At 65.5% G+C, this 21157-nt stretch carries 26 protein-coding genes; 6 read left to right on the top strand and 20 right to left on the bottom strand.

Going from position 1 to position 21157, the window contains the following annotated elements; genetic code table 11:
• Nucleotides 1–132: 132 nt before the first annotated feature.
• The gene (locus ACOQPH_RS04250) at nt 133–540 is read left to right on the top strand and encodes a hypothetical protein (protein ID WP_420623490.1); all 408 of its coding nucleotides are present in this window, start codon (nt 133–135) and stop codon (nt 538–540) included.
• A 67-nt stretch (nt 541–607) separates the two neighbouring features.
• On the opposite strand, the gene ACOQPH_RS04245 is transcribed toward ACOQPH_RS04250, so the two are convergent.
• The 11 genes from ACOQPH_RS04245 to ACOQPH_RS04195 form a co-directional block, all read right to left on the bottom strand.
• Nucleotides 608–976 (bottom strand): PIN domain-containing protein, encoded by a 369-nt coding sequence (locus ACOQPH_RS04245; RefSeq protein WP_420623489.1) that lies wholly within the window; start codon nt 974–976, stop codon nt 608–610.
• Nucleotides 973–1218, bottom strand: a complete 246-nt coding sequence (locus ACOQPH_RS04240) for an AbrB/MazE/SpoVT family DNA-binding domain-containing protein (protein WP_420623488.1) — start codon at nt 1216–1218, stop codon at nt 973–975. Before ACOQPH_RS04240 ends, ACOQPH_RS04245 begins: the two co-directional genes overlap by 4 nt.
• A 68-nt stretch (nt 1219–1286) precedes the next feature.
• Nucleotides 1287–1670, bottom strand: a complete 384-nt coding sequence (locus ACOQPH_RS04235; RefSeq protein ID WP_420623487.1) for an MmcQ/YjbR family DNA-binding protein — start codon at nt 1668–1670, stop codon at nt 1287–1289.
• Between the two features lie 258 nt (nt 1671–1928).
• Nucleotides 1929–2309: a MaoC family dehydratase gene (locus ACOQPH_RS04230; protein WP_420623486.1), complete on the bottom strand. Its 381-nt coding sequence runs from the start codon at nt 2307–2309 to the stop codon at nt 1929–1931.
• On the bottom strand, nt 2306–2755 hold the full coding sequence (locus ACOQPH_RS04225) for an FAS1-like dehydratase domain-containing protein (RefSeq protein WP_420623485.1): 450 nt from the start codon (nt 2753–2755) through the stop codon (nt 2306–2308). The genes ACOQPH_RS04230 and ACOQPH_RS04225 overlap by 4 nt, the downstream gene beginning before the upstream one ends.
• A 22-nt stretch (nt 2756–2777) precedes the next feature.
• On the bottom strand, nt 2778–3068 hold the full coding sequence (locus ACOQPH_RS04220; RefSeq protein WP_420623484.1) for a hypothetical protein: 291 nt from the start codon (nt 3066–3068) through the stop codon (nt 2778–2780).
• 6 nt (nt 3069–3074) lie between these two features.
• Entirely contained in the window at nt 3075–3812 is a 738-nt protein-coding gene (locus ACOQPH_RS04215) for a Phenylacetic acid catabolic protein (RefSeq protein ID WP_419552800.1), read from the bottom strand.
• 74 nt (nt 3813–3886) lie between these two features.
• Nucleotides 3887–5773, bottom strand: coding sequence for an ATP-binding cassette domain-containing protein (locus tag ACOQPH_RS04210; protein ID WP_420623483.1), 1887 nt, complete (start codon nt 5771–5773; stop codon nt 3887–3889).
• A gap of 13 nt (nt 5774–5786) precedes the next feature.
• On the bottom strand, nt 5787–6674 hold the full coding sequence (locus tag ACOQPH_RS04205; protein ID WP_420623482.1) for a branched-chain amino acid ABC transporter permease: 888 nt from the start codon (nt 6672–6674) through the stop codon (nt 5787–5789).
• Nucleotides 6671–7444: an ABC transporter ATP-binding protein gene (locus ACOQPH_RS04200; RefSeq protein ID WP_420623481.1), complete on the bottom strand. Its 774-nt coding sequence runs from the start codon at nt 7442–7444 to the stop codon at nt 6671–6673. Before ACOQPH_RS04200 ends, ACOQPH_RS04205 begins: the two co-directional genes overlap by 4 nt.
• Before the next feature lie 60 nt (nt 7445–7504).
• Nucleotides 7505–8782: an ABC transporter substrate-binding protein gene (locus ACOQPH_RS04195; protein ID WP_420623480.1), complete on the bottom strand. Its 1278-nt coding sequence runs from the start codon at nt 8780–8782 to the stop codon at nt 7505–7507.
• Nucleotides 8783–8906: 124 nt separating this feature from the next.
• On the opposite strand from ACOQPH_RS04195, the gene ACOQPH_RS04190 reads away from it, so the two are divergent.
• Nucleotides 8907–10190 (top strand): glutamine synthetase, encoded by a 1284-nt coding sequence (locus ACOQPH_RS04190; RefSeq protein WP_420623479.1) that lies wholly within the window; start codon nt 8907–8909, stop codon nt 10188–10190.
• Nucleotides 10191–10360: 170 nt separating this feature from the next.
• On the opposite strand, the gene ACOQPH_RS04185 is transcribed toward ACOQPH_RS04190, so the two are convergent.
• Nucleotides 10361–11698, bottom strand: coding sequence for a glutamine synthetase family protein (locus ACOQPH_RS04185; RefSeq protein WP_420623478.1), 1338 nt, complete (start codon nt 11696–11698; stop codon nt 10361–10363).
• 52 nt (nt 11699–11750) lie between these two features.
• On the opposite strand from ACOQPH_RS04185, the gene ACOQPH_RS04180 reads away from it, so the two are divergent.
• From ACOQPH_RS04180 to ACOQPH_RS04170, 3 genes are read left to right on the top strand one after another with little or no spacing between them, the layout of a single operon-like run.
• Nucleotides 11751–13034 carry a cytochrome P450 gene (locus ACOQPH_RS04180; protein ID WP_420623477.1) on the top strand — a complete coding sequence of 428 codons (1284 nt, stop codon included), beginning with the start codon at nt 11751–11753 and terminating at the stop codon, nt 13032–13034.
• A gap of 4 nt (nt 13035–13038) precedes the next feature.
• The gene (locus ACOQPH_RS04175; RefSeq protein ID WP_420623476.1) at nt 13039–14331 is read left to right on the top strand and encodes a cytochrome P450; all 1293 of its coding nucleotides are present in this window, start codon (nt 13039–13041) and stop codon (nt 14329–14331) included.
• A complete protein-coding gene (locus ACOQPH_RS04170) occupies nt 14328–15026 on the top strand; it encodes a type 1 glutamine amidotransferase (RefSeq protein ID WP_420623475.1) in 699 nt (232 codons plus the stop codon). Before ACOQPH_RS04175 ends, ACOQPH_RS04170 begins: the two co-directional genes overlap by 4 nt.
• Before the next feature lie 35 nt (nt 15027–15061).
• Here the strand turns inward: ACOQPH_RS04170 and ACOQPH_RS04165 are convergent, their stop codons facing one another.
• Nucleotides 15062–15946, bottom strand: coding sequence for an alpha/beta hydrolase (locus ACOQPH_RS04165; RefSeq protein WP_420623474.1), 885 nt, complete (start codon nt 15944–15946; stop codon nt 15062–15064).
• A gap of 95 nt (nt 15947–16041) precedes the next feature.
• Between ACOQPH_RS04165 and ACOQPH_RS04160 the strand changes: the two genes are divergently transcribed.
• Complete coding sequence (locus tag ACOQPH_RS04160; RefSeq protein ID WP_420624304.1) at nt 16042–16782, top strand: SDR family NAD(P)-dependent oxidoreductase; 741 nt, start codon at nt 16042–16044, stop codon at nt 16780–16782.
• Here the strand turns inward: ACOQPH_RS04160 and fabZ are convergent.
• The 7 genes from fabZ to ACOQPH_RS04125 all read right to left on the bottom strand — a co-directional run bounded on the left by fabZ (nt 16672) and on the right by ACOQPH_RS04125 (nt 21131).
• A complete protein-coding gene (gene fabZ / locus ACOQPH_RS04155; RefSeq protein ID WP_420623473.1) occupies nt 16672–17124 on the bottom strand; it encodes a 3-hydroxyacyl-ACP dehydratase FabZ in 453 nt (150 codons plus the stop codon). The two genes, ACOQPH_RS04160 and fabZ, sit on opposite strands and share 111 nt — an antisense overlap.
• 87 nt (nt 17125–17211) lie before the next feature.
• Nucleotides 17212–17607, bottom strand: a complete 396-nt coding sequence (locus tag ACOQPH_RS04150; protein WP_420623472.1) for a c-type cytochrome — start codon at nt 17605–17607, stop codon at nt 17212–17214.
• The gene (locus ACOQPH_RS04145; RefSeq protein WP_420623471.1) at nt 17604–18017 is read right to left on the bottom strand and encodes a hypothetical protein; all 414 of its coding nucleotides are present in this window, start codon (nt 18015–18017) and stop codon (nt 17604–17606) included. The genes ACOQPH_RS04150 and ACOQPH_RS04145 overlap by 4 nt, the downstream gene beginning before the upstream one ends.
• 3 nt (nt 18018–18020) lie before the next feature.
• Nucleotides 18021–18827 carry a tryptophan synthase subunit alpha gene (gene trpA / locus ACOQPH_RS04140; RefSeq protein WP_420623470.1) on the bottom strand — a complete coding sequence of 269 codons (807 nt, stop codon included), beginning with the start codon at nt 18825–18827 and terminating at the stop codon, nt 18021–18023.
• A complete protein-coding gene (trpB, locus tag ACOQPH_RS04135) occupies nt 18824–19990 on the bottom strand; it encodes a tryptophan synthase subunit beta (protein ID WP_420624303.1) in 1167 nt (388 codons plus the stop codon). The genes trpA and trpB overlap by 4 nt, the downstream gene beginning before the upstream one ends.
• A gap of 90 nt (nt 19991–20080) precedes the next feature.
• Nucleotides 20081–20752 carry a phosphoribosylanthranilate isomerase gene (locus tag ACOQPH_RS04130; protein ID WP_420623469.1) on the bottom strand — a complete coding sequence of 224 codons (672 nt, stop codon included), beginning with the start codon at nt 20750–20752 and terminating at the stop codon, nt 20081–20083.
• A gap of 64 nt (nt 20753–20816) precedes the next feature.
• A complete protein-coding gene (locus ACOQPH_RS04125; RefSeq protein WP_419552782.1) occupies nt 20817–21131 on the bottom strand; it encodes a putative quinol monooxygenase in 315 nt (104 codons plus the stop codon).
• Nucleotides 21132–21157: the final 26 nt, after the last annotated feature.

Raw genomic sequence — 21157 nt, 5'->3', positions numbered from 1 at the left:
CGCCAGGGCAAGGTGCTGCTGCGCTTACGCATCGAGTCATGGGGGCCCATCTCGAAGGGCGGCTTCCCAGCTCGACTCGTCGAAGGCCAATAGCCCTTTAGCCACTGTCGAACGGGCGGTACCGTCGAGGCGATGGCACTTGCCGACAACGACGCGCCGGTGGGACGGCGGCTGTTGAAGGACTTCGCCTTGCGACTGCGTGGGTGCGACGACGAGATGCGGTTGCGAATCGTGCTCCATGAATTCGGATTGGTGTGGGAGGACACGCCGCTCGTCGCCCGCCTGAGACTCGTAGCCAACGAGCCGGGACCGGTAGATGCGCGTTGGGACGCATTCTTGGCCGCTTATGTGGAGCATCGCTGCATGCATGAGGGGATCACCGCCCCTGCATGGGTCTACGACGACGCCCGCGATCTCGACCAGTTTTGGTTTCCCGGCCCCGATCTCGATTTCTTTCACGTCGAAGCCATCGTCCATTGCCCTGCAGCGTTTGAAGCTCGGCGCGTCTTCCTGCCCGCTCGCGAACTGCTTGTGGTCTGAGATGTCACCTCCTCCACCAGCAGCAATGCTGCCCAGCATTGGGCCATCTGCTCGACGAGGTAGCGGCCTACCGGACTTGGACGACACGGCCTGCAGACCCCCAGGCCCCATCAGCAGTGAGGACGGGCAGTTCGAGACGCTCCCCGAGAGCCATGCAGAGCCGATCCGCGAGCGACAGACCCTCGCCGTGCTGGTAGCGATGCGCGGCCCATTCAGCATCTGCTGCAGTCACGGGCTCGATCCGCAGGTCGTAGCTGAGCAAGAGCGCTCTCGCCAGATCCCAGTCGCCACATGCGGCGATGATCCGTTGCGCAACTTCGGACCAGTTGGCCGCACCGCAGCAGGGTTCATCGCTCAGCGCGGCGTCGACGGCCTCGGCGCCGTCCTCCCCCTGCATGAACGCCAGCACCGCCGATGCGTCCAGCACAGCGCTCACGCTGCGTCCTCGCGTGCTGCGGAATGCCGACGTCCCGACAGCAGTTCGGTGACGAGATCCAGCCCGGCCAGATTCCGTCGAACGCGCTCTTTGAGCTGGCCCCGGGTCAGCAGCACCAACCCGTCCTCAGACTCGACCAACACCATGGGGGTGCCCTCGGCGAGACCGGCACGGCGCCGCACCTCCGACGGCACGACGATGCGTCCCCGGTCGCCCATCAGGACAGTGTGTGTGCCACTCATGGGATTAACATACCACTTAACTATCAATAGTGGGACAGCGATTTATGGGACCCACGGCGGCCGTGTCGTCAGAGGCCGTCGTTGTTGTCGACGTCGAGCTGCCGAATCAGTGTCGGAGGCGCTCGGTGCCGGTAGCTGTCCTCGAGCCAGTCGGCCAAGTCGTCGAGATCGACGTCGGCCATCCGGACGAGCACCGCGCCGTAGCCGTCGTAGTGCGGGACCGTGAACAGCACGTCGGGATGGTTCTCCAGCAGGACCGACTTCATCTCCAGCTCGCAGAACACCACCAGCACCTCGGTGTCGTGCACCGAGTCGCGGTTGTATTCACGCTCGCTCCACATCCGGCACACCAGCTTCTTGCGGACCTTGAGCGCCGGCGTCCCGTACGAGGTTGATTCGACCACTTCGGGCAGCTCCATCCCGAGCCGCCGCACATCATCAAACGTCGCCATGGCTTCTGATGCCTCTACGACCGCTCGATGCGCACGCCGAACTGTTTCAGGGCGTCGGTGACGCTCACTGCTACGGATGTCACGAAGGTGATGCTCCGCACACTGAGATCGTCGTGGATGTAGTGGATACGCACCGCGATTCCGTGATAACGACGTCGCCGTTCGACCGGTGCTTGAACCTTGTTCGGGACCTAGATCGGGATTCGGGCGCCGCTGCTCACCCCTTGACCGAGGCATTCAGCTTGCCACTGTGGGATGTCACGACTCGTCGGGGTCGCCGCGCAGGATGACGATGCCGGTTGCCACGACATCACTCCGCTGGTTGCGCACCTCCACGCCTCGATCGTGCTCCCCGAAACTCACCGGCGACACCGTCAGGTCATCGCCAGGAAAGACCGGTCCGCGCAGCCGAACGTCGAGATTCAGAATCGCATCGGCACCGAACTGCGCGGCCAGCGCATCGAGCGCGATCGCCGTGGTGTGGGAAGCCTGCACCACCACGTCGGGCAGCCCGGCCTTGGCTGCAAACTCCGGGTCGGTATGCACCGGATTCGCGTCCTGCACCCCGTCGACGAAGCTGCGCATCGCCTCGCGGGTGACCGTCGGAGCGGCCGCCGGGGTGAACTCGAAGTCAGTCACGTGCTCGCCGCCCCCGCCGAGCGCTCGTCAACGGCCGCGTCGGAGTCCTCGGAGGAATCCGCCGGCTTGCGTTCGACGAAGACCGTTCGCTGGCGCTGTATCAGCTCCCCGTCGGCGTCGCGGTACTCCGACAGCACAGTGGCGAGGTGCAGCGTTCCCTTGTCGATGATGTCCTCCACCGACACCACCACGGACACTCGCTCGCCCAGACGGAACGAACGGTGCCACTCGAACGACTGGCCGCCGGCCAGGCCTCGCTCCAGGCTGAGGCCGATGGGCCCCACCACCGAATCGCTGCCACCCACGGTCGGACCGAAGAAGGGCAGCCGCAGCGCTACCTCGCCTGCGGTGGGCGTTCCAAGCGCATCGACCAGCAGCGCCACGGATTCGGGTTCGACGACCACCTCGGTCTCCACCAGCACTTGGCCCAGCGTCTCGAGATTCACGCCGCTACCTCGCTCCGCACGCTCAGTTCGAACTCAGCAGTTGCCACACCTGCACCAACAGGTCCTCATCGTCGCCAGCAGACGGCGGATCAGAAGCCGGCTGCATGTCCCATCCGTACGGCTTGTTGATGACCTGGACGCGAGGCTCCGGCGATGACTTGTCGCCGCGGTCGAAGGCTCCCACGACGAGCGTGTGGTCGCCCTCGGCAATCCAGAAGCACTCCCAGTGCACCGACGACGATGTCTCGATGATCGCGACCTCGGGTGCCGGCCGTGAGACCTTGACCGCGAGCCCTGTAGCTCCAGGATCCATGGCCAGCTAGAGGAACCGGCGGTTCAGCCGATTCGGCGGCACCTCGATCCCCAGCTCTTCAAGCAGCGGCCTCGTGTCAGCGATGTACTGCCTGCGGAGGTCCGCGTTGTTCTTCTTCCGCAGGCCCCACCGCACGTAGGCGTCGCCGAAATCGGAATCAGACCGTCCGAACATGTCCAACGCCGCCGGCCACCAGACCCCGATCCGCTCGTTCGCCTCCTCCAGGCCCTCGGGCGTCGAGCAGACGAGGCGCAAATTGCGCAGTCCGAGCGTGCAATGAAACAGTTCTTCCTTATGCACGCGTGTGGCGATGTCTGCCAGCGGCTTGTAGGGCACGCCGTCCCATGTTTCGCCGATGTACACGCCGACCCGGTCGATCAGCGCATGGAAGTACGACAGGTCGCAGAACGTGTCCATCGGCAGCCGGAACGCGTACTGCTCGATCGGGCGGTCAACCTTGTCGACTCCCAGTCCGGCCAGGATGTGAGCGTTGATGATCCCGTGCTCGACCTCTTGCTGCATCAGCTTGACCAGGAGCCCTTTGGTCGCTTCGTCGGGCGCGAACCGCAGGCAGCGATCCCACAGTTTGGTCAGCAGGTCGGTGTAATGAGGATTGGTGCTGTTCTCGACGTGGTAGCTCAGCATCCGCACGAGCAGATCAGCGAACTCGGCCGGCATGTCGGGGTCGCCCTCGTCCCAGATTCGCTGCGGCTCGTCTGTTCGTTCCAGCGTTGCCGTGCTCATGTCACTCCCACGTCGTCATGATCTCGGTGGCACATTTCCAGCAGCATCCCAGCAGCATCCGAGAGTACTCAGCCTCAGGTCTGCGCGCCGGTCTCAGTGCCGAGGTACGCGGCACGCACGGCTGGGTCGGACTGCACCTCGTCGGGGGTGCCGATGCTGATCACCTGGCCCTGATCGAGCACGTATATCCGATCGCTGATGCCGGTGATGAAGTTGAGATCGTGGTCGATCACCAAGACGCCCGCGTCGACTGCCGCAGCCATGTGGCGAATCCGCCGGATCATTTCGGTTGACTCGGCATCGCTCATGCCGCTCGTGGGCTCGTCCAACAGCAGGAATGCCGGCGCCATGGCTGCTGCGCGGGCTAATTCCAGCCGACGGGCGCTGCCGTAGTCGAGTTCGCGGGCGCGGCGAGCCCTCACCTCCCACAGGCCAGCCTCGGCGAGGAGCGCTTCCACCGGCGGATGGGTCCCCGGCCGGTGCCGGGCTGCCACACGGCTGGCCAGCTCCACGTTCTGGCGCACGGTCAGCGCTCCGAAGAGCCGCAGGTTCTGGAACGTACGCAGGAGACCTGCACGAGCGATCTCATGGCTCGGCTCGGCATTCAGCTCGCGCTCGCCCACCCTGAACCAGCCTTCAGCAGGAACAACTATCCCGGTGATCACGTTGACCAGCGTCGTCTTGCCGGCCCCGTTGGGGCCGATCAATCCGACGACCTCGTCGGGCGCGACGGTGAGGCCTGCACCATCGAGGGCTCGAAAGCCGCCGAAGTTGACAACGAGATCTCCCACCTCGAGGGCTGCACCCTCATGGGCCACCTCGGCGTGCAAGCCCACTGGCGCTACTTCGGCCAGCGGTTCGGGTCGAACCTCGGGCTTACGGCGCTGCCACCGACGCCACAGCGAGGCATCCAGCTCCCAGTCCCCGAGGAGGCCGTCAGGCCTGAAGATCATGAAGCCGAGCATTGCCAGGCCCAAGAAGACCGTCTGAAGGTTTTCTCGGAAGATCCAATCCAGCGGTCCAGCGTCGAGGCTGAGTCCGAACACCTCGAAGCCGTCCTGTCCCAAACGCCGGGCCAACTCGCGCCCGACGGTCATCACCGCCACTCCAACGAGCGCTCCGGTGACGCTGTTGCGGCCGCCGACTATGAGCATGGCCAGCGTGAGCAACGTATAGCTGAAGAAGAAATCGTCGGGAAGGATCGAGCCGTTCTGGTACACCCGCAGCGACGACCCGACGCTGACGATCATGACGGAAATGAGCAGCGCCGCTGTCTGCTGCACGAGCGGGTTCACGCCCATGGCGCGTGCAGCCAAGTTGTCTTCGCGGGCCGCCACCGCGAGCTTGCCGCTGCGGCTCTGCCCATAGAGCCGAGCGATGATCAACGCCGCTAGCAGGCAGAGATAGATCGGCAGCTTGCTGTCGAGCGCCGCCCCGACCTTGAACGTGAGACCTGCACGGTTGCCACCAGTCAGGTCAGGCCAGTTGCGAGCCACCTCATGGGTGACGAACAGCAGAGCCAAGGTGATCACCGTGGCCGCGACAGCACCCGATTCCGCGCCCGAGCGCGCCAATCCGATGCCCACGACGAGCGCTACCACCACGGTCACCCCGATGGCCACGGCACCGGCCAGCAACGGGTTCAGCAGAACTTCCTGCAATCCGAATGGAGAATCTGGAATGCGCTTGAGCTTCTCCTCGGGACTGATGGCAAAGATCGCGAAGGCGTAGCCGGCGATCGCGCCGAAGCCGATGTGGCCGAACGACAGCACACCGGTGTTGCCGACGTAGATCTGGATGCCGAGCACGATGATGGCGTCGATCAGCATGACCGTCACCAGACGTTCGGCGGCTCGGGCTTGCAGACTCTGGTAGATGAGGCCACCCGCCACAAACACGGCGAAGAGCACGGCGCATCCCGCGATGGGGAAGCCGATGTCGCGTCCGAAGCGAGGAAACATCAGACCCGCCCAATCAAACCCGCACAGCGTGTGCCACCCGAACGAGGCCCTGCGGTCTGAAGATGAATAGCAGGGCGATCAACAGGAACACCACGCCTTCGGTGAGGCTGGCGATGCTGTCGGGCAGGCGCGAACGAAGGATCACTTCAGCCAAGCCCAGGACCAATCCCCCGATGACGGCCCCACGCAGACTGCCCAAACCGCCGATCAGTGCGGCCAAGACGCCCTTGAGCATCGGAGTGATGCCAGCGCTGGGGTTGATGCTGCCGGCTCGCATCAGCCAGAAGACCCCGGCAATGCCGGCCAGCAGACCCGACAGGGCGAATGCGCCCCGGATGACGGTGTCAGAACGCACGCCCATCAGCCGGGCAGTGTCGAAGTCGGCTGCGGCGGCACGCAGCGACAGCCCGAACATGGTTCGCTGCAGCAGCAGGGTCGTGCCGATCAGCGTCAGCACGGTCACAACTATGACGACGGTGTCGTACACCTCGATCCGCAGCGGCCCGACCGAGTAGGTGTTCGTCACCCACGAGGGCCTGCGGAACGGCTTGACCGACGCCGACACGTACAGCAAGAAGATCGCGGAGATGACGAAGTGCACGCCGAAGGAGGTGAGCAGCAGCGTGAAGTCTGAGCTTCCCCGCACCCGTGAGAAAGCGACCCGCTCAATCACCAACGAGGTCAACACCGCTCCCACCACGATCAGCGGGGCCACCACGTACCACGACCCGTCGCGTCCCAGGGTCCAGAGCGCGATGTAGCCCCCGACGGTGATGAGTTCACCGTGGGCGAAATTCAGCAGGTGCATGACGCCGAAGACGACGGCAACGCCCAGCGCCAGCAGTGCGTAAATGCTGCCCCGGCCAAGGCCGTCGATGAGGTTCTGCGCCAGCTCGGTCACCCCGTGGGACCCCCGGCACTGCGAGATTCATGCGCGCCTGAGGCGGGCAGCCCCTCATTCGCAGGCATGACATGGCCTACGAAAGTGTCGAACAAATCGTCTTGTTGACTCAGCTCAGCACCGGTGCCCGAGGCCACTACCTCGCCGCTGCGAAGCACATACGCGCGGTCAGCCACAGCGAGCATCCGTGCTGCGTTTTGCTCCACGACGAGCAGCGTGCGTCCCTGTTCACGAAGCGTGCCAATGAGCTCAAATACCAGGTCGACCAGCAAAGGCGCGAGCCCCAGCGAGGGTTCGTCCATCATCAGCAAACGGGGAGCCGACATCAGCGCTCGCCCAATGGCCAGTTGCTGAGCCTCACCCCCCGACAGATAGCCGGCCGAGACATCCCACTTCTCCCTCAGCACCGGAAACCGGTCTGCCATTTCATCCAGCAGTTCTGCGCGCTTCGCCGCTGGCACCGTCACGCCGCCGATTCTCAGGTTCTCCTCCACGGTGAGGTCGGCGAAGATGCGTCGGTGCTCTGGCACGAGCGCCACGCCCGAACGCAGCAGCTTCTCTGGCGAGTGGCCAGTGATGTCGTGTCCCTCGAAGGTGACGCAGCCCTCTGCCGGGGACATCAGCCCGGAGATGGTCGACAGCAAGGTGGTCTTGCCCGCGCCGTTGGGCCCGATGAGGCCGACGACTTCACCGGACCCGACGCTCAGGGACGCGCCGCGCAATGCAGCTATCGAGCCGTACCGTGCGGTGAGGCCTTCGACTTCGAGCATTGGAGATCGCGAGGACGCCGCGTCCGGCGTTGTGCCCGCTCCTGCGGCGCCGAGACGGACCTATTCGATTGTGGCGACGAGTACATCCTCGCCGTTCACAATGCGATTGATCGGCACCGCCTTTGGCGGGATGCCGTTCGTGCCCTCGTAGGTGATCTCACCCGACAGTCCCTGGAATCCAGAGATCTGCTTGACGGCCTCGCCGATCTCGGCAGTGTCGTCGCAGCCGCAGTCGAGCATCCCCTGGATGCCGATGAACATCGAGTCGACATAGAGCGCCATGAAGCCACGACTGTCGAGCGCCTCGCCTTTGGCGGCCTCGAACGCGGCGAGCATCGAATCGATCCGGTCGCCCGCAGTGATACTCGTATGCGGCGTATGGGCGATGCCCTCGTTGTTCGCCTCGACCTGGATGCCGGTGGCGTCCAAGGCGTCGGTGCCGATGTAGGTGAGACCGTCGAGACCTTGGCCTTCGAGCTGGCCACGCAGGGCAGTCACCTGGAAGCCCAATGCGGCCGAGAAGACAGCCTCGTTGTTCTCTGAGATCTGAGCGATCTCATTCACCTGGGACGAGAAGTCAGTGTCGACGAACCACACGTAGGTCTGAACACTCACCACCTCGCCGCCGCCAGCTTCGAAGGCGGCGATGAACGCATCGGGGTTGACGCCGGTGTAGGGGATGCCCTCGCCCTCGGTGAACACGATCGCCCGGGTGATGCCCTGGTCGAGCGCCCACGTGGCCGCCGCACCCGACATCTGGTGGTCGTCGAAGGTGACCAGGTACGAGTTGTTGGAGGCGTCTGCCAAAGTCGGCTCGGTCGATGCCGCTACGAACAGCGGAACATTGCCGCCCGTGGTCTGCAGGATCGGCAGCGCGAAGTCAGCGAACGGCGGACCGATGAGGAAGTGTGCGCCCCAGTCCAGCAGGTCTTCGGTAGCGAGCGCAGCGTCGGTGCCGACTTCGGCTACACGTACTTCCACCGGCCGGCCGTTGAAGCCGCCGCGACAGTTGGCGAGTTCCGCGACGTACGGCACCACCTTGGAGCCCGGGATGTCGACGAAGCCGACCACATCGCTGAAGTCCATTGCCATGCCGACCCGGATCGCGTCGCCAGTCGGCGTTTCTTCGCAGTTCGCCAGATCGGCGCTCAGAATGTGGTCGATATCGATGCTGCTCATCGTGACGGCGGCCGCCGGTGCTTCCGTGGCTGCCGGCGCTTCGGTGGCAGCCGGTGCCTCAGTGGCGGCTGGCTCGCTTTCCGTGGTGTCGTCGTCGCTGCTGCACGCAGCTCCGAACAGCGCCAAGACGGCCAGCAAAGCCAAGATGCGTCGTTTCATGTTGGGCCCTTCCCCTAGATCAGATCGATGCTAGCCCTCTACTGATTAGGGCTCGTATAGCTTCTGCTGATCGTTACCCCCAATGCAGCAATGAGGAACAGCGATGGCCAATGACCGTGTTCGCATGCTGTGGCCTGACCATCTCGGTCTCGCTCGGGGGAAGTACGTTCCGGCGGCGCTGGCGCACGAGGGCACCGGACACGCTGCAGCCGTCTACAGCCTCGCCTACGACCGCTCATTCATCGCAGCGCCCGGATCGGGCGTGCTCGACGGCTTTCCCGACATGCATGCCACCTTCGACGAGTCCGATCTGCGGCCAGGCTGGGAGGACGATCGAACCCAGGTAGCCGTGTGTGACCTGTCACAGGGCGGCGAGCCCTTCCGATACTCGGCCAGGTATGCACTGCGAAAAGCGATCGCCGACTGGGAGGCCTTGGGTTACCGCCCCATGGTCGGTATCGAGTTCGAGGCCTACGTGCTGGAATTCACTGATGGGGACGGCTGGCAGCGCTGGCACACGCCCGAGTCGTTCGTCTACGGCACCGGCCGCTCCGTCGACCCCATCGGCTTGATCGACGAGATCGTCGATCTCGCAGACGGCAGCGAGATCATGCTCGAGTCGGTCAACGCAGAGTTCGATTCGGGCCAATTCGAGCTGACGCTCCGCTACGCCGACGCGCTTCGGGCCGCCGATGACGCATTCCTGTTCAAAGTGCTCGCCCGCGAGTGCGCCATGCGCCACCGCCGGCGGCTCACGTTCTTGGGCAAGCCGTACGCGGAGTTGGAGGGAAACGGCGTACATGTCAACTTCTCGCTGGTTGACGCGAACGGAGAAAACGCTCTTGTCGACACCGGCACCGAAGACGGGCTTTCCGAGTTGGCGAAGTCATGCTTGGCCGGACTGTGCGCCCATCACCAGGGACTCACACCGCTGTGCGCCCCAACGGTGAACGCGTACCGGCGTCTGAAACCCTTCACGTTCAGCGGGCGGCGTGCCAACTGGGGCTACGACCACCGCGTGGTCGGCACTCGGGTGCCGCCCGAACGAGGCGAGCGCACGCGCATCGAATCTCGCCTCGCAGATGGCACCTGCAACGTCCACACGGCCATCGCCGCCGTGCTGCAGGCTGCGCGTCTCGGTGTCGTCGACGAGCTGGACTGCCCGGAGCCTGAGACCAACGACGGCATGGAAGCGTGGAATACCGAGGTCACCTCGGCGCTCAATCTGGCGGACGCGCTCGGGCACTTGCGAGCAGACGCCGCGCTCGCGGAGGCTGTGAGCAGCGACCTTGTCGACAATTTCTTGGCCATCAAGGACGCCGAATGGGAGCGCTATATGGCAGCCGTCGGCGAGCCCTCGGAGAGCATCAGCGAGTGGGAGATCAGCGAGTACCTGCCGTACCATTAGTGCCCGCGTTGATTACCCGAGGCGGGGCGCGTGACCGTCAATGCTTCTGTGTGCAAAAAAGCCGTCTGAGGCGGCATTCCTGCGCACAGAACTTCCTTGCAGGATTCTGTGTGCAAAAAAGCCGTCTAGAGCGGCATTTCTGCGCAGAGAATTGAGGCCGGCGGGGCCAATCAGGTGAATTCCAGATAGCGGTCGCGCTCCCAATCGGAAACATCGTCGCCAGCGGGGTCGCAGCCAGCTTCGAGGAACTTCTCCAACTCTGCGTTGGCCATGAGCAAGAAATTCGTCGAGAACTCCTCCCCCAGCGCGGCCGAGAGCGCACTGCCCTCGTACGCCGCGATGCCGTCGGCGGAGTTGGCCGGCAGCGGGGTCGCGCCGCCGGGGTCGTCGTACATGTCGCCCTCGCTCATCGGCCCAGGATCAGCACCCCGCTCGAGCCCGTCGGCTCCCGCCGCGAGCAATCCCGCGATCATCAGGTAGGGGTTGGCGTCGGCGCCTGGTGCCCGATACTCGACCCGGTTCGCATTCCCCGCACCCACGGTGCACCGACACATCACCGAACGGTTGTCGAGCCCCCAGTGCACATGGGTGGGCGCGAACGTGTAGGGGCGCACTCGCTTGTAGCCGTTGGGCACGGGGCTGCCGAGCAGCGAGAGCGCGCCGGCGTTGTCGAGCTGGCCGCCCAGCCACTGCGACATCACGTCATTCGGCGCATCCTGGGAGGAGCCGAACACGTTCTGGCCGCCAGCCGACAGGCTTGTATGCACGTGCATGCCGCTACCCGACGGCTCGGTCCACGGCTTGGGCATGAATGTGGCCTTCAGCCCTGCTGATGCTGCGATCTCCTTGACGATGCTCTTGTAGAGCGCCGTGTTGTCGGCCGTGGTCATGGCATCGGCGTGGGCCACGTTGATTTCGATCTGACCCGGTCCGTACTCGGGGTTCGACGACTCGACCGGTATCCCTGCGTCGATCATTGCGAGACGCATGGCGAGCAGCACGGTTTCGATATCGCCCCGGTCGGTCAGCGACGAATACTGGATGTGACTCTGCACGTGCGACCAGTCCGCCTCGCAGAGGTAGAATTCCATCTCGGTGGCCACCTCAGGGCTGTAGCCGAGCGCCTCGCATCGCTCGATCTGGCGAGCCAGCACGGTGCGCGGCGCTATCGGGTGCAATTGGTGCGTCGGATCGAGGCTGTCGGAGAACACCAGCGCGTAACCGTGGCGGTGCCCGAACAGGCGCAGCGTGCCGAGATCGGGAACAAGATGGGTGTCCAGGAAACCCTTGGCCATGTTGATGTAGGGGCTGTCGACGAGATCGTTGTGCAAGTCGAAGATGTAGATGGCATCCGCAAGATGGCAGCCGTTCTCCGCTACGGACCGAAGGAAGTGGTCCGCGGGAAAGCGCTTGCCGCGCAGGTGTCCGTAGGTGTCGACGATGGCGACCTCGACGGTGTGCACGTCAGCCAACCGCAGAGTGCTCTCGAATTCGGCGAGGGTTGTCACAGGTTTGCCTCCTCAGTCCACCGAAACGTCTGCACAGACTTACCATTCACCCATGACATTGGGGGCCGATCCGGCCACAGAGATCGACGTCGCCGATGCTCGCCGGTATGCGGATGGCGTCCCCTGGGACGATTTCCGCACGCTGCGCCAGCGTCCCGGGCTGCACTGGAACCCCTACGAGGACCACGGATTCTGGGCCGCGACGCGCCACGCCGACGTGTGCGAGGTGTCCCGCCACCCAGAACGCTTCTCGTCGGCGATCGGCCACGTGAACCTGTGGGACCTCGAAGCCGACGCGCTCGAGGCGCGCCGTTCGATCCTCGAACACGACCCGCCCGCGCACACTCGCCTGCGCCGGGTGGTCAGCAAGGCGTTCACACCCCGCCAGATGCGCCGCTACGAAGAACGCACGCGTGCCATCGCCGATGAACTGCTCGACACCGTGGTTCGCGAGGGCGGGGGCGACTGGGTCGATCTGGTGGCAGCGCCACTGCCGATCAGGGTGATCATCGCCATCTTGGGAGTGCCACCCGAAGACGCTGGCTACATGGTGGAGCTGTCGAATCACTTGGTGGAAGGCACCACAGAGGCCCAGTCGTTGCCGCCCGACGCGTACGGCAACACCACACCGCTGGGCTTGCTGCCATTCGGCAGCCCGGCTGCATGGGGTCTCTACGAGTACGGGGCGAAGCTCGGTAACCAGCGCCTGGACCGTCCCACTGAGGACCTCGTGAGCCTTCTCGTGCATGCCGAGGTCGGCGGCGACCGGCTGACCGCAGCCGAGTTCCGCAACTTCTTCCAGGTGCTGGTGTTCGGCGGCAACGAGACGACGCGCACGGCGATCACCCACGGGACGATCGCGTTCGCTGAGCATCCTGACCAGTGGGATCGGCTGGTGGCCGATCGCGAACTCGTGCCCAACGCAGTCGAAGAGGTCATTCGCTGGGCCTCGCCGATCCTGCACATGCGCCGGACCGCCGCCGTCGACACCGAGTTGGCGGGCACCCAGATCTCGGCGGGCGACAAGGTCGTCATGTGGTACCCGTCCGCCAATCGGGACGAGCAGGTGTTCGAGCATCCTGACGAATTCGACATCGGCAGGGCCGACAATGAGCAGATCGCCTTCGGAGGCGGCGGGCCGCACTTCTGCCTGGGTGCCTATCTGGCGCGGATGGAGCTGACGGCGCTGCTCGAGGCCATGCTGGACCGTGGTATCCGGCCCGCCAACGCTGCCAACCTGGAGCGCATCCCGTCGAATTTCGTTCACGGCGTTGCATCGGTTGACGTCTCAGTCGCCGATTCGTCTGCACCTGCGACCGCCCCTGTGCGAGCCTGAGGCCATGAGCACCTGGGCCGAGCCGTACCTCGACGACCTCGGACCCGACGACGCCAACATCTCCGACCACGACGTCTGGACCCAAGGCGTCCCCCATGCGACGTTCGCGCGGATGCGACGCAATGAGCCGGTGGCGTGGATTGACGAGATCGACGGACGGGGCTACTGGGCCGTCACCAAGTACGACGACGCGTTCCGCATCAGCCGGGACACCCAGACGTTCACCTCGTCGCAGGGCGTCCGCCTCGAGGACATGGCGCCCGACGAGCTGGAAGCCCGCACGACGATGATGGAGATGGACCCTCCCTCCCACACCCGCTACCGCCGGTTGGTGAGCCGGGGATTCACGCCACGAGTCGTCAACACCTACGAGGCAGCCATCCGCGGGCTCGCGTGCGAAGTGCTGGACCGGGCGCTGCCACAAGGCCGATTCGACTTCGTCACCGAAGTTGCGACGGAGCTGCCCATGCGGATGCTGGGACGCATGCTCGGCACCAGCGACGAAGACGGCCACCAGCTCGTGGAGTGGGGCGACGCTCTGCTCGGCAACACCGATCCGGACTTCACCGACTATCCCGTCGGGCTCGTCGACACCGACGAGTTCCGCTTCATGCCGTTTCGCAGTCCCGCCACAGTTGAGATCTTCGAATACGCCTCCGAGCAGGCCACCAAGCGCCGCGAGTGCCCGGCATCCGACGTGATCAGCCAGCTACTGGCCCCCACCACCGACGGCACACCGCTGACAGACCTGGAGTTCAAGAACTTCTTCACGCTGCTCATCGCGGCGGGCAACGACACGACTCGGTACACGATGACGCACGGACTGTGGGTGCTTATGGCTCACCCCCATGTATTCGACGCGTGGCGCGCCGCGGTTCTGGCCGGCGACGAGGCTCTGACCGCCACCGCCAGCGAGGAAGTGCTGCGCGCCAGCTCGGTCACGACGCACTTCCGGCGGACAGCAACCACCGACACCGAGATTCGAGGCACCAAGGTGCGGGCGGGCGACAAGGTGGTCCTGTACTACGTCAGCGCAGACCACGACGAGGATCGTTTCGCCCACCCGTACAGGTTTGACTTGGCGCGTCAGGACAACGAGCACATGGCCTTCGGTCGGAACGGACCTCACCTGTGCCTGGGTGCATGGCTGGCGCGCACCGAGATCAGGGTGGTGTTCGAGGAGCTGCTGCGGCGAGTGGTCAGAATCGAACAGGACGGTCCGATCGAGTGGCTGCGGTCCAACTTCATCTCTGGCATCAAGCACCTGCCGGTGTCGGTCGTCGAGCGCGCCCCATGAAGGCGCTCATCGTTTCGCACGAGGCCGGAACCAAGCCCGGTTTCGTCGGCGATCGCCTCACCGAGCGCGGCGTGGAATGCGACCTGCACGTCATGGTGCCCGACACCTCCGATCCCGAGCGCTTCGAGCCGCTTCCGGCCGACGGCTTCGACCTCTTGGTGATCATGGGCTCGTACTGGTCCGTGTACGAGGACGCGATCAGCGCCTGGATCGGCGACGAACTGGTCCTCATTCGCCGCTCACACGAGAGCGGCACGCCGGTGCTGGGCATCTGCTTTGGGGGTCAGGCTCTTGCTGCCGCGCTCGGCGGAACGGTCGAGCGATCACCCGAGACTGAGATCGGCTGGTACGAGATCACGCCCGCCAACGGAGTGAGACTGCCGATCTCAACTGGGCCATGGATGGAATGGCACCACGATCGCTTCGCGCTGCCGCCGGGCGCCGAGCTGCTGGCCAGCACCGAGGCCTGTCCACAACTGTTTCGCGTGGGCCGCAGCGTGGGCACCCAGTTCCATCCCGAGATCAGCGTGGAGCTGGCCACTGACTGGATGCGCGAGTCGAGCGACAGCTACCTCGACTCCTGCGGTGTGACCCGCGAAGGCATTCTCGCCAACGTCAGCCACAACGAGCCCGCGAACCGGCGCAACTGCTTCGACCTGGTCGATTGGTTCCTCGACGACGTCGCGAAGTCCTAGACCCGTCCTAGGCGAACCCGGGCGGGCCCAGCGGCCTAGTCGCCGAGGTGTTCGCCGAGGTACTCGGCCACCCGTGCGATGCCCTCGTCGGCCTCAGGGAACAAGCCCGCCATCGAATGCCAGACGTGGATCATCTCGGGCCAGACCTCGAGGGTCACATCGACGCCCGAAGCACGAGCCTTGTGGGCAAGCCGCTCGCTGTCCGACAGCAGGACCTCGTCGTCGCCGCAGTGAATCAGCAACGGCGGCAGTCCCGCGAGATCGCCTTCCAGCGGTGCCGCATACGGATCTGCAACATCGCCGTCTGCGCCAAGGAAGACACCGGCGATCCGGCTCAGATCGTCAGCGCTCACCATCGGGTCGCGGTCCGAGCGGGTGACGGCGCTCTCCCCGGTGCCCGACATGTCAACCCACGGCGATATGGGCACCGCTGCTGCGGGCAGTGGCAAGCCCAGGTCCCGCAGCTTCATCAGCGTCGACATGGTCAGACCGCCGCCGGCGGAATCGCCCGCGATGGCGATCCGGTCTGCCGAATAGCCCCGCTCGAGCAGCCAACGATAGACCGCCACGGAGTCCTCGACGGGAGCGGGGTGCGGATGCTCGGGTGCGAGGCGGTAGTCGACCGAGAGTACCGGGCAACCCAGCTTCAGGGCCAGGTTCCCGGTCAGGTTCCGGTGCGAGCCGATCGATCCGGCGACGTAGCCGCCGCCGTGCACGTACTGCACAATTGCGTCGCTGCTGTGGGCGTCGGGCGTCTGCAGCTCGCAGGAAACGCCATTGGCATCCACCATCTCGCCGCTGACTCCTGCCGGCAACGGCCGTGCAGTGAGCTCTATGCCCTTGCGCATGGCTTCGATGTCGGCTGGCATCTGCTGCGACGCGATGATCTCGCGGATTCTGTAGAACTCTGCGCTCGCCATCGAGCCCTCCCCTGCTTCGGCCCGCATCGGGTTGATCCAGATCAGCCGCCACAACGTAGTCAGGCACTGCGCCGTAGTGTCGATGCGCCGTGTCGATGCGGCCCGAGCCGGACGATGTCGAGGCCATGGTGGACGCGGCGATCAAGCGCTGGGGCGGGCTCGACGTGCTGTTCAACAAAGCCGGCACGTTGCGGCCCGGCACCGCGGTGGAGCTTGAGCCCAACGACTGGGACCTCGTCATGAATGTCAACGTGCGATCGGTGTACCTGGGCGCCAAGTACGCGGTCCCGGTGATGGAAGCCCGCGGCCACGGCTCGATCATCAACACCGCTTCCGTCAGCGGGCTACACGGTGACGGCGGCTCCGTGGTCTACGCCGCCTCAAAAGCGGCCGTGATCAATCTCACCCGCGCACTGTCGACTGATCACGCCCCCGCCGGCGTGCGCGTCAACGCCATCTGCCCCGGCACCATCGAGACACCTCCGGTGCAGCGGATGATGAGTGACCCAGTCATCCTCGAACGCAACATCAACGCGCACGCGCTGCGGCGTCTCGGCCATCCCGACGAAATCGCGAGCGTCGCAGCATGGCTGGCCAGCGAGGAATCCTCGTTTGTCACCGGTGAGGCCATCGTGGTGGACGGCGGCCTGCGAGCGCAATCGCCACTGGGCCGCCTTGCCGATCCCCGCCCCGCCCACCTGCGCCGAGAGGGGCGCCGGGACTGTTCAGGCGCCTGCGCCAGCTTCTGCGTCGGCGAAGAGGAACATCATCGAGGCTTCGCAGACCACCTGACCGTTCACGCTCGCCGTGCCCCTTGCACGGCCGCCCCTAGTTGACAAGCGATCGATCGTGGCTTCGAGCCGCAGCGTGTCGCCCGGAATCACCTGGCGGCGGAATCGGGCCTTGTCGATGCCACCGAACAGCGCGAGCTTGCCTTTCAAAGACGAGGCCGAGGCAGCTGCGAGACCCGCCGTCTGTGCAATGGATTCGACCATGAGCACCCCGGGCAGAGTCGGCCTACCGGGAAAGTGACCGTTGAAGAACGCCTCGTCGCCGCTGAGGTGCCAGAGCCCCACGCAACGCTCACCGGGCTCGAGTTCGACGATCTCATCGACGAGCAGGAACGGCGCTCGGTGCGGCAGCAACTCCTTGGGGTGCGGGAAGTCAGACTCGCTCACCGTGGCGAAGCTACCGCCTGTCCGCGCCGAGGGGCCGAACGGTCCGTGAGCGCAGCCAACAGGAGCCCCGAACCGCGTACCGGCTGTTCACTCTGTGCCGAAAGTGCTGCGCTGGTAGGCCACGACGGCGGCAATCTCAGCATCGGTGAGAAGCCCGCCGAACGGCGGCATTGAGCCGCGGCCGTTCCACACCACCGACAGGTGGTCGCCAACGGTGAGCCGTTCGCTGACGCCGCCGAGCGCCGCACCCACCCCCCCAGTGCCATCGCTGCCGTGGCACACCGAGCAACTGTCGCCGAAGACCTCGTTACCGAGCTCCACATCGGCGTTGTTGAACGCCAGCTCCAGTCGCTCCAAGTCGGCCTCGGTCGCATCGCCCCCACCACAGCTCGCGAGCCCGATCGCGATCGCTAGCGCAAGCGTTGGTACCCGCCACCTGCGGCACTTCACTTCGCCACGACTCGGCGTGAATTGCGTACTCATCGGGTCACCCGGGTCGTGCCGACGCCGGTGTAGCGGCTCGGTGGCTCGTTCCAGCGGCGGGACATCCAGTCGGCATCCCGGTAGTGGGCGTGGAAATGGTCCGGTATCTGGCGCATCACCTGGTCCACGATTCCGCCGTTGGGTCCGAAGCGTTGCTCGCCTGCATCGGTCAAGCAAGCCAGCATCGCATCTAACTCCGGGGCGGGCGGTTCGGTTCCGTGCCGATTCCACACCACCATCGGCGTGGCGCACACCTCGCAGTCCGCCACCCAGCAGAGCTCATCTTCGAAGTACCAGTGCGTGAAGCGTGCCGCCTCGCACAGTTCGCAGTCGGGATCGAGCTCGGGCGGATCCGGCGGCGCGTCATCACAAGGTGCCGGTGCAGCAGCGTCAGGTTCGGCCGGAGTCACCGCTCAGCCGCGATCGAGCGCCGTCCGATACGAGGCCACGAGCTCGCCAACCGCCTCGGGACCGTCGGACATCAGCGTCCGGACGACTGCGGAGCCGATGATGGCGCCGTCGGACACCTCGCAGGCCTCGACGGCTTGAGACGGCGAACCGATGCCGACGCCGGTGAGCACGGGTCGATCGGTGACGGCCAGGCACCGTGCGGCAATCTCGGTGGCTGTGCGGGCAAGTGATGCCCGCTCGCCGGTCACGCCGAGCAGGCCGACTGCATAGACGAACCCCCGCGACGCTCCGCACAGTTCCGCAAGCCGGTGGTCTGGCGTGGTGGGCGCTGCCAGCAGGATCACCTCGATGCCGGCCTCGGTGGCGTCGTCGAGCCACGGCCCAGCCTCGATGTACGGCAGGTCGGGCAGGATCGCCCCTGACATGCCCGCCTCGACAAGCGCTGCGGCGAAGCGCTCGTGGCCTTGGTGGTGGCAGATGTTGTAGTAGGTCATCACCGCGTGAGGTACACCGGTGTCGAGCTCCCGGGCTTCTTCCAGTACTGATGCTGGTGTTGCGCCCTCGTCCAGCGCAGCAGTGGAGGCCTGCTGGATGACCGGTCCGTCGATCACCGGGTCCGAGAAGGGAATGCCGATCTCGATGGCATCAGCCCCGGCCGCCGCGGCCGCCTCTACAGCACGCTGCCAGCCCTTGTAGCCACCGGTGACGTACGGGATCAGCAGCTTCGCGCCGCTGTCGCGCCGAGCCCGCAACCGTGTCTCGAGCGTCCCGAATGCTGGGGTCTGCACGTCGCCGGATGCGCCGTTCACGAGACGGTTCCCTGCATGCCGAGCACATCCATCATCTGGTCGACGTCCTTGTCGCCGCGGCCCGAAAGGTTCATGAGCACGGTCTGTCCCTGCATCTGGTGCGCCTCGCGCACGATCCACGCAAGCGCGTGGGCGCACTCCAGCGCCGGGATGATGCCTTCGGCCCGGCTCATCAGTGTGAACGCCTCGACCACCTCGTCGTCGGTCACGCTCGGGTACTCGGCACGGCCGATCGCCGCCAAGTACGCGTGCTCTGGCCCGACGCCGGGGTAGTCGAGCCCGGCCGAAATCGACTCGGCTTCGAGCACCTGGCCCACTTCGTCCTGCATGAGGTAGCTCGTCATGCCATGGACCACTCCAGGCACGCCCCGCCCGACGGCTGCTCCGCCGGCGGGCTCGACACCCACAAGGCGGGCATCACCGTCAGCGAAGCCCGAGAAGATGCCCGCGGCGTTGCTGCCGCCGCCCACGCATGCCACCACGACATCGGGACTGCCGCCCATCAGGTCCTTGCACTGGGCTGCAGCCTCGTCGCCGATCACATGGTGAAAGGTGCGCACCATCCACGGGTATGGATGCGGGCCCATCACCGAACCGAGGCAGTAGTGCGTGTTCTCCACCGTGGCCACCCAGTCCCGCAGCGCCTCGTTGACGGCGTCCTTCAGCGTGCGGCTGCCTGACAGCACAGCCTCCACCTCGGATCCCAGCAACTGCATGCGGAACACGTTCAGGGCCTGACGGTCGACGTCAACGGCACCCATGTAGACCTTGCACTCCATCCCCAGCAGTGCGGCCGCAGTGGCGGCAGCAACGCCATGCTGGCCGGCCCCCGTCTCGGCGACGAGCCGGGTCTTGCCCATGCGCTGGGCCAGCAGTGCCTGACCGATCACGTTGTTGATCTTGTGGGAACCGGTGTGGTTGAGGTCTTCCCGCTTGGCCAGCAAGCGAATGCCGAGCTGGCGGGACAGATTGCTGCACTCGGTGAGCGGTGAGGGGCGGCCCCCGTAGTCGCGCAGCGTGGCCTCGAACTCGGCGATGAAGGCCGGGTCCGCCCAAGCCTCGCGAAACGCTGCTTCGAGTTCCTCGCACGCCGCGACCAGGGTCTCGGGAACGAATCGGCCTCCGAAGTCGCCGAAGCGGCCATCGGGTGTGGGCTCGCCCATGACCGACCTGATATTCGTCGTGGGCTCGCCTGTGACCGGCCTCGTGCCCGGCGTGGGCTCGCCCATTGCTGCTGCCATGTGGTCCCTCGCTCAGTCGTCACGCCAGTCGTACGGCGCCGAACCCGGCATCTGCACCTCGTCAGTGTCGTCGTACAACGCCCCTGCGTCATTGGCGTTCGCAATGAATTCGCGCATCTTGAGTACGTCCTTGCGGCCCGGCTCTGACTCGACGCCCGAGGCCGCATCGACTCCCCAGGGACGCACGATCTCGATGGCTTGGGCCACGTTGGAGGGGCGCAGCCCGCCAGCCAGCAGCAGCCTGATGCCGCGATCGCGACCCTCGAGTTGACGCCAGTCGAAGACGCGTCCACTGCCAGGTTCGGAGCCGTCCAGCATGAGCACCGAGGCGCCGTAGTCGCGCACTCGCTCCACGTTGGGATCGCCTGCCACGAACGCCTTGATGAGTCCCGGCACGCGCTCGGCGATCCAGCGGCTGTCGGCGGCGGTCTCGTTGCCGTGTAGCTGTGCCAAGCGCAGGCCGGCTCCGTCCATCACCTGCACGACGCGCTCCGCCAGCTCATTGCGGAAGACGCCGACCGTGACGATCCCGCCGGGCAACCGGCGCACGATGTCACGCGCGAGTCGCGGAGAGATCTGGCGAGGCGAGCCCGGCACGAAGTTGAAGCCGACTGCGTCTGCGCCCATGCCCACGGCTACCAGCGCGTCCTCCTCGTTGGTGACACCGCAGATCTTTACGAACACGTCAGGTGACCTCTCGCCGCTTGGGGGCCCTGGGTCATCGGGCGCTGGTGCATCGGGCCCAGCGTCAGAAGTCGACGCCTTTGGCGACGATCGGGTCCAGGAAGATGAGCTCGGGCCGGCCCGCCATGTAATCGCGCATTGCCCGTCCGAAGACCTTCATCTCCTCCGAACCGCCATGCGATTCAAGCGCGGATTGGTCGGTGTACAGCTCGTAGAACCACACGACATCGGCATCGTTCTGGTCCTTGTGCGCGGCATAGACCTCGGTGCCCGGTTCTCCGGCAGCGTTGCTCATGCCGATGTCGGCAATCACGGCGAGCAGATCGTCGCGCTTTCCTGGTTGGGCGGTCAGCTTGGCCAGCAGTGCGGTCTTTGCCATGTCGAAACTCCCTGCGATCCAGTCGT

The organism is Candidatus Poriferisodalis sp. (assembly GCF_965221945.1).
Taxonomy (GTDB): domain Bacteria; phylum Actinomycetota; class Acidimicrobiia; order Acidimicrobiales; family Poriferisodalaceae; genus Poriferisodalis.
The sequence above is the reverse complement of the archived record's forward strand: the minus strand, read 5'-3'. Positions and strand labels throughout refer to the sequence as shown.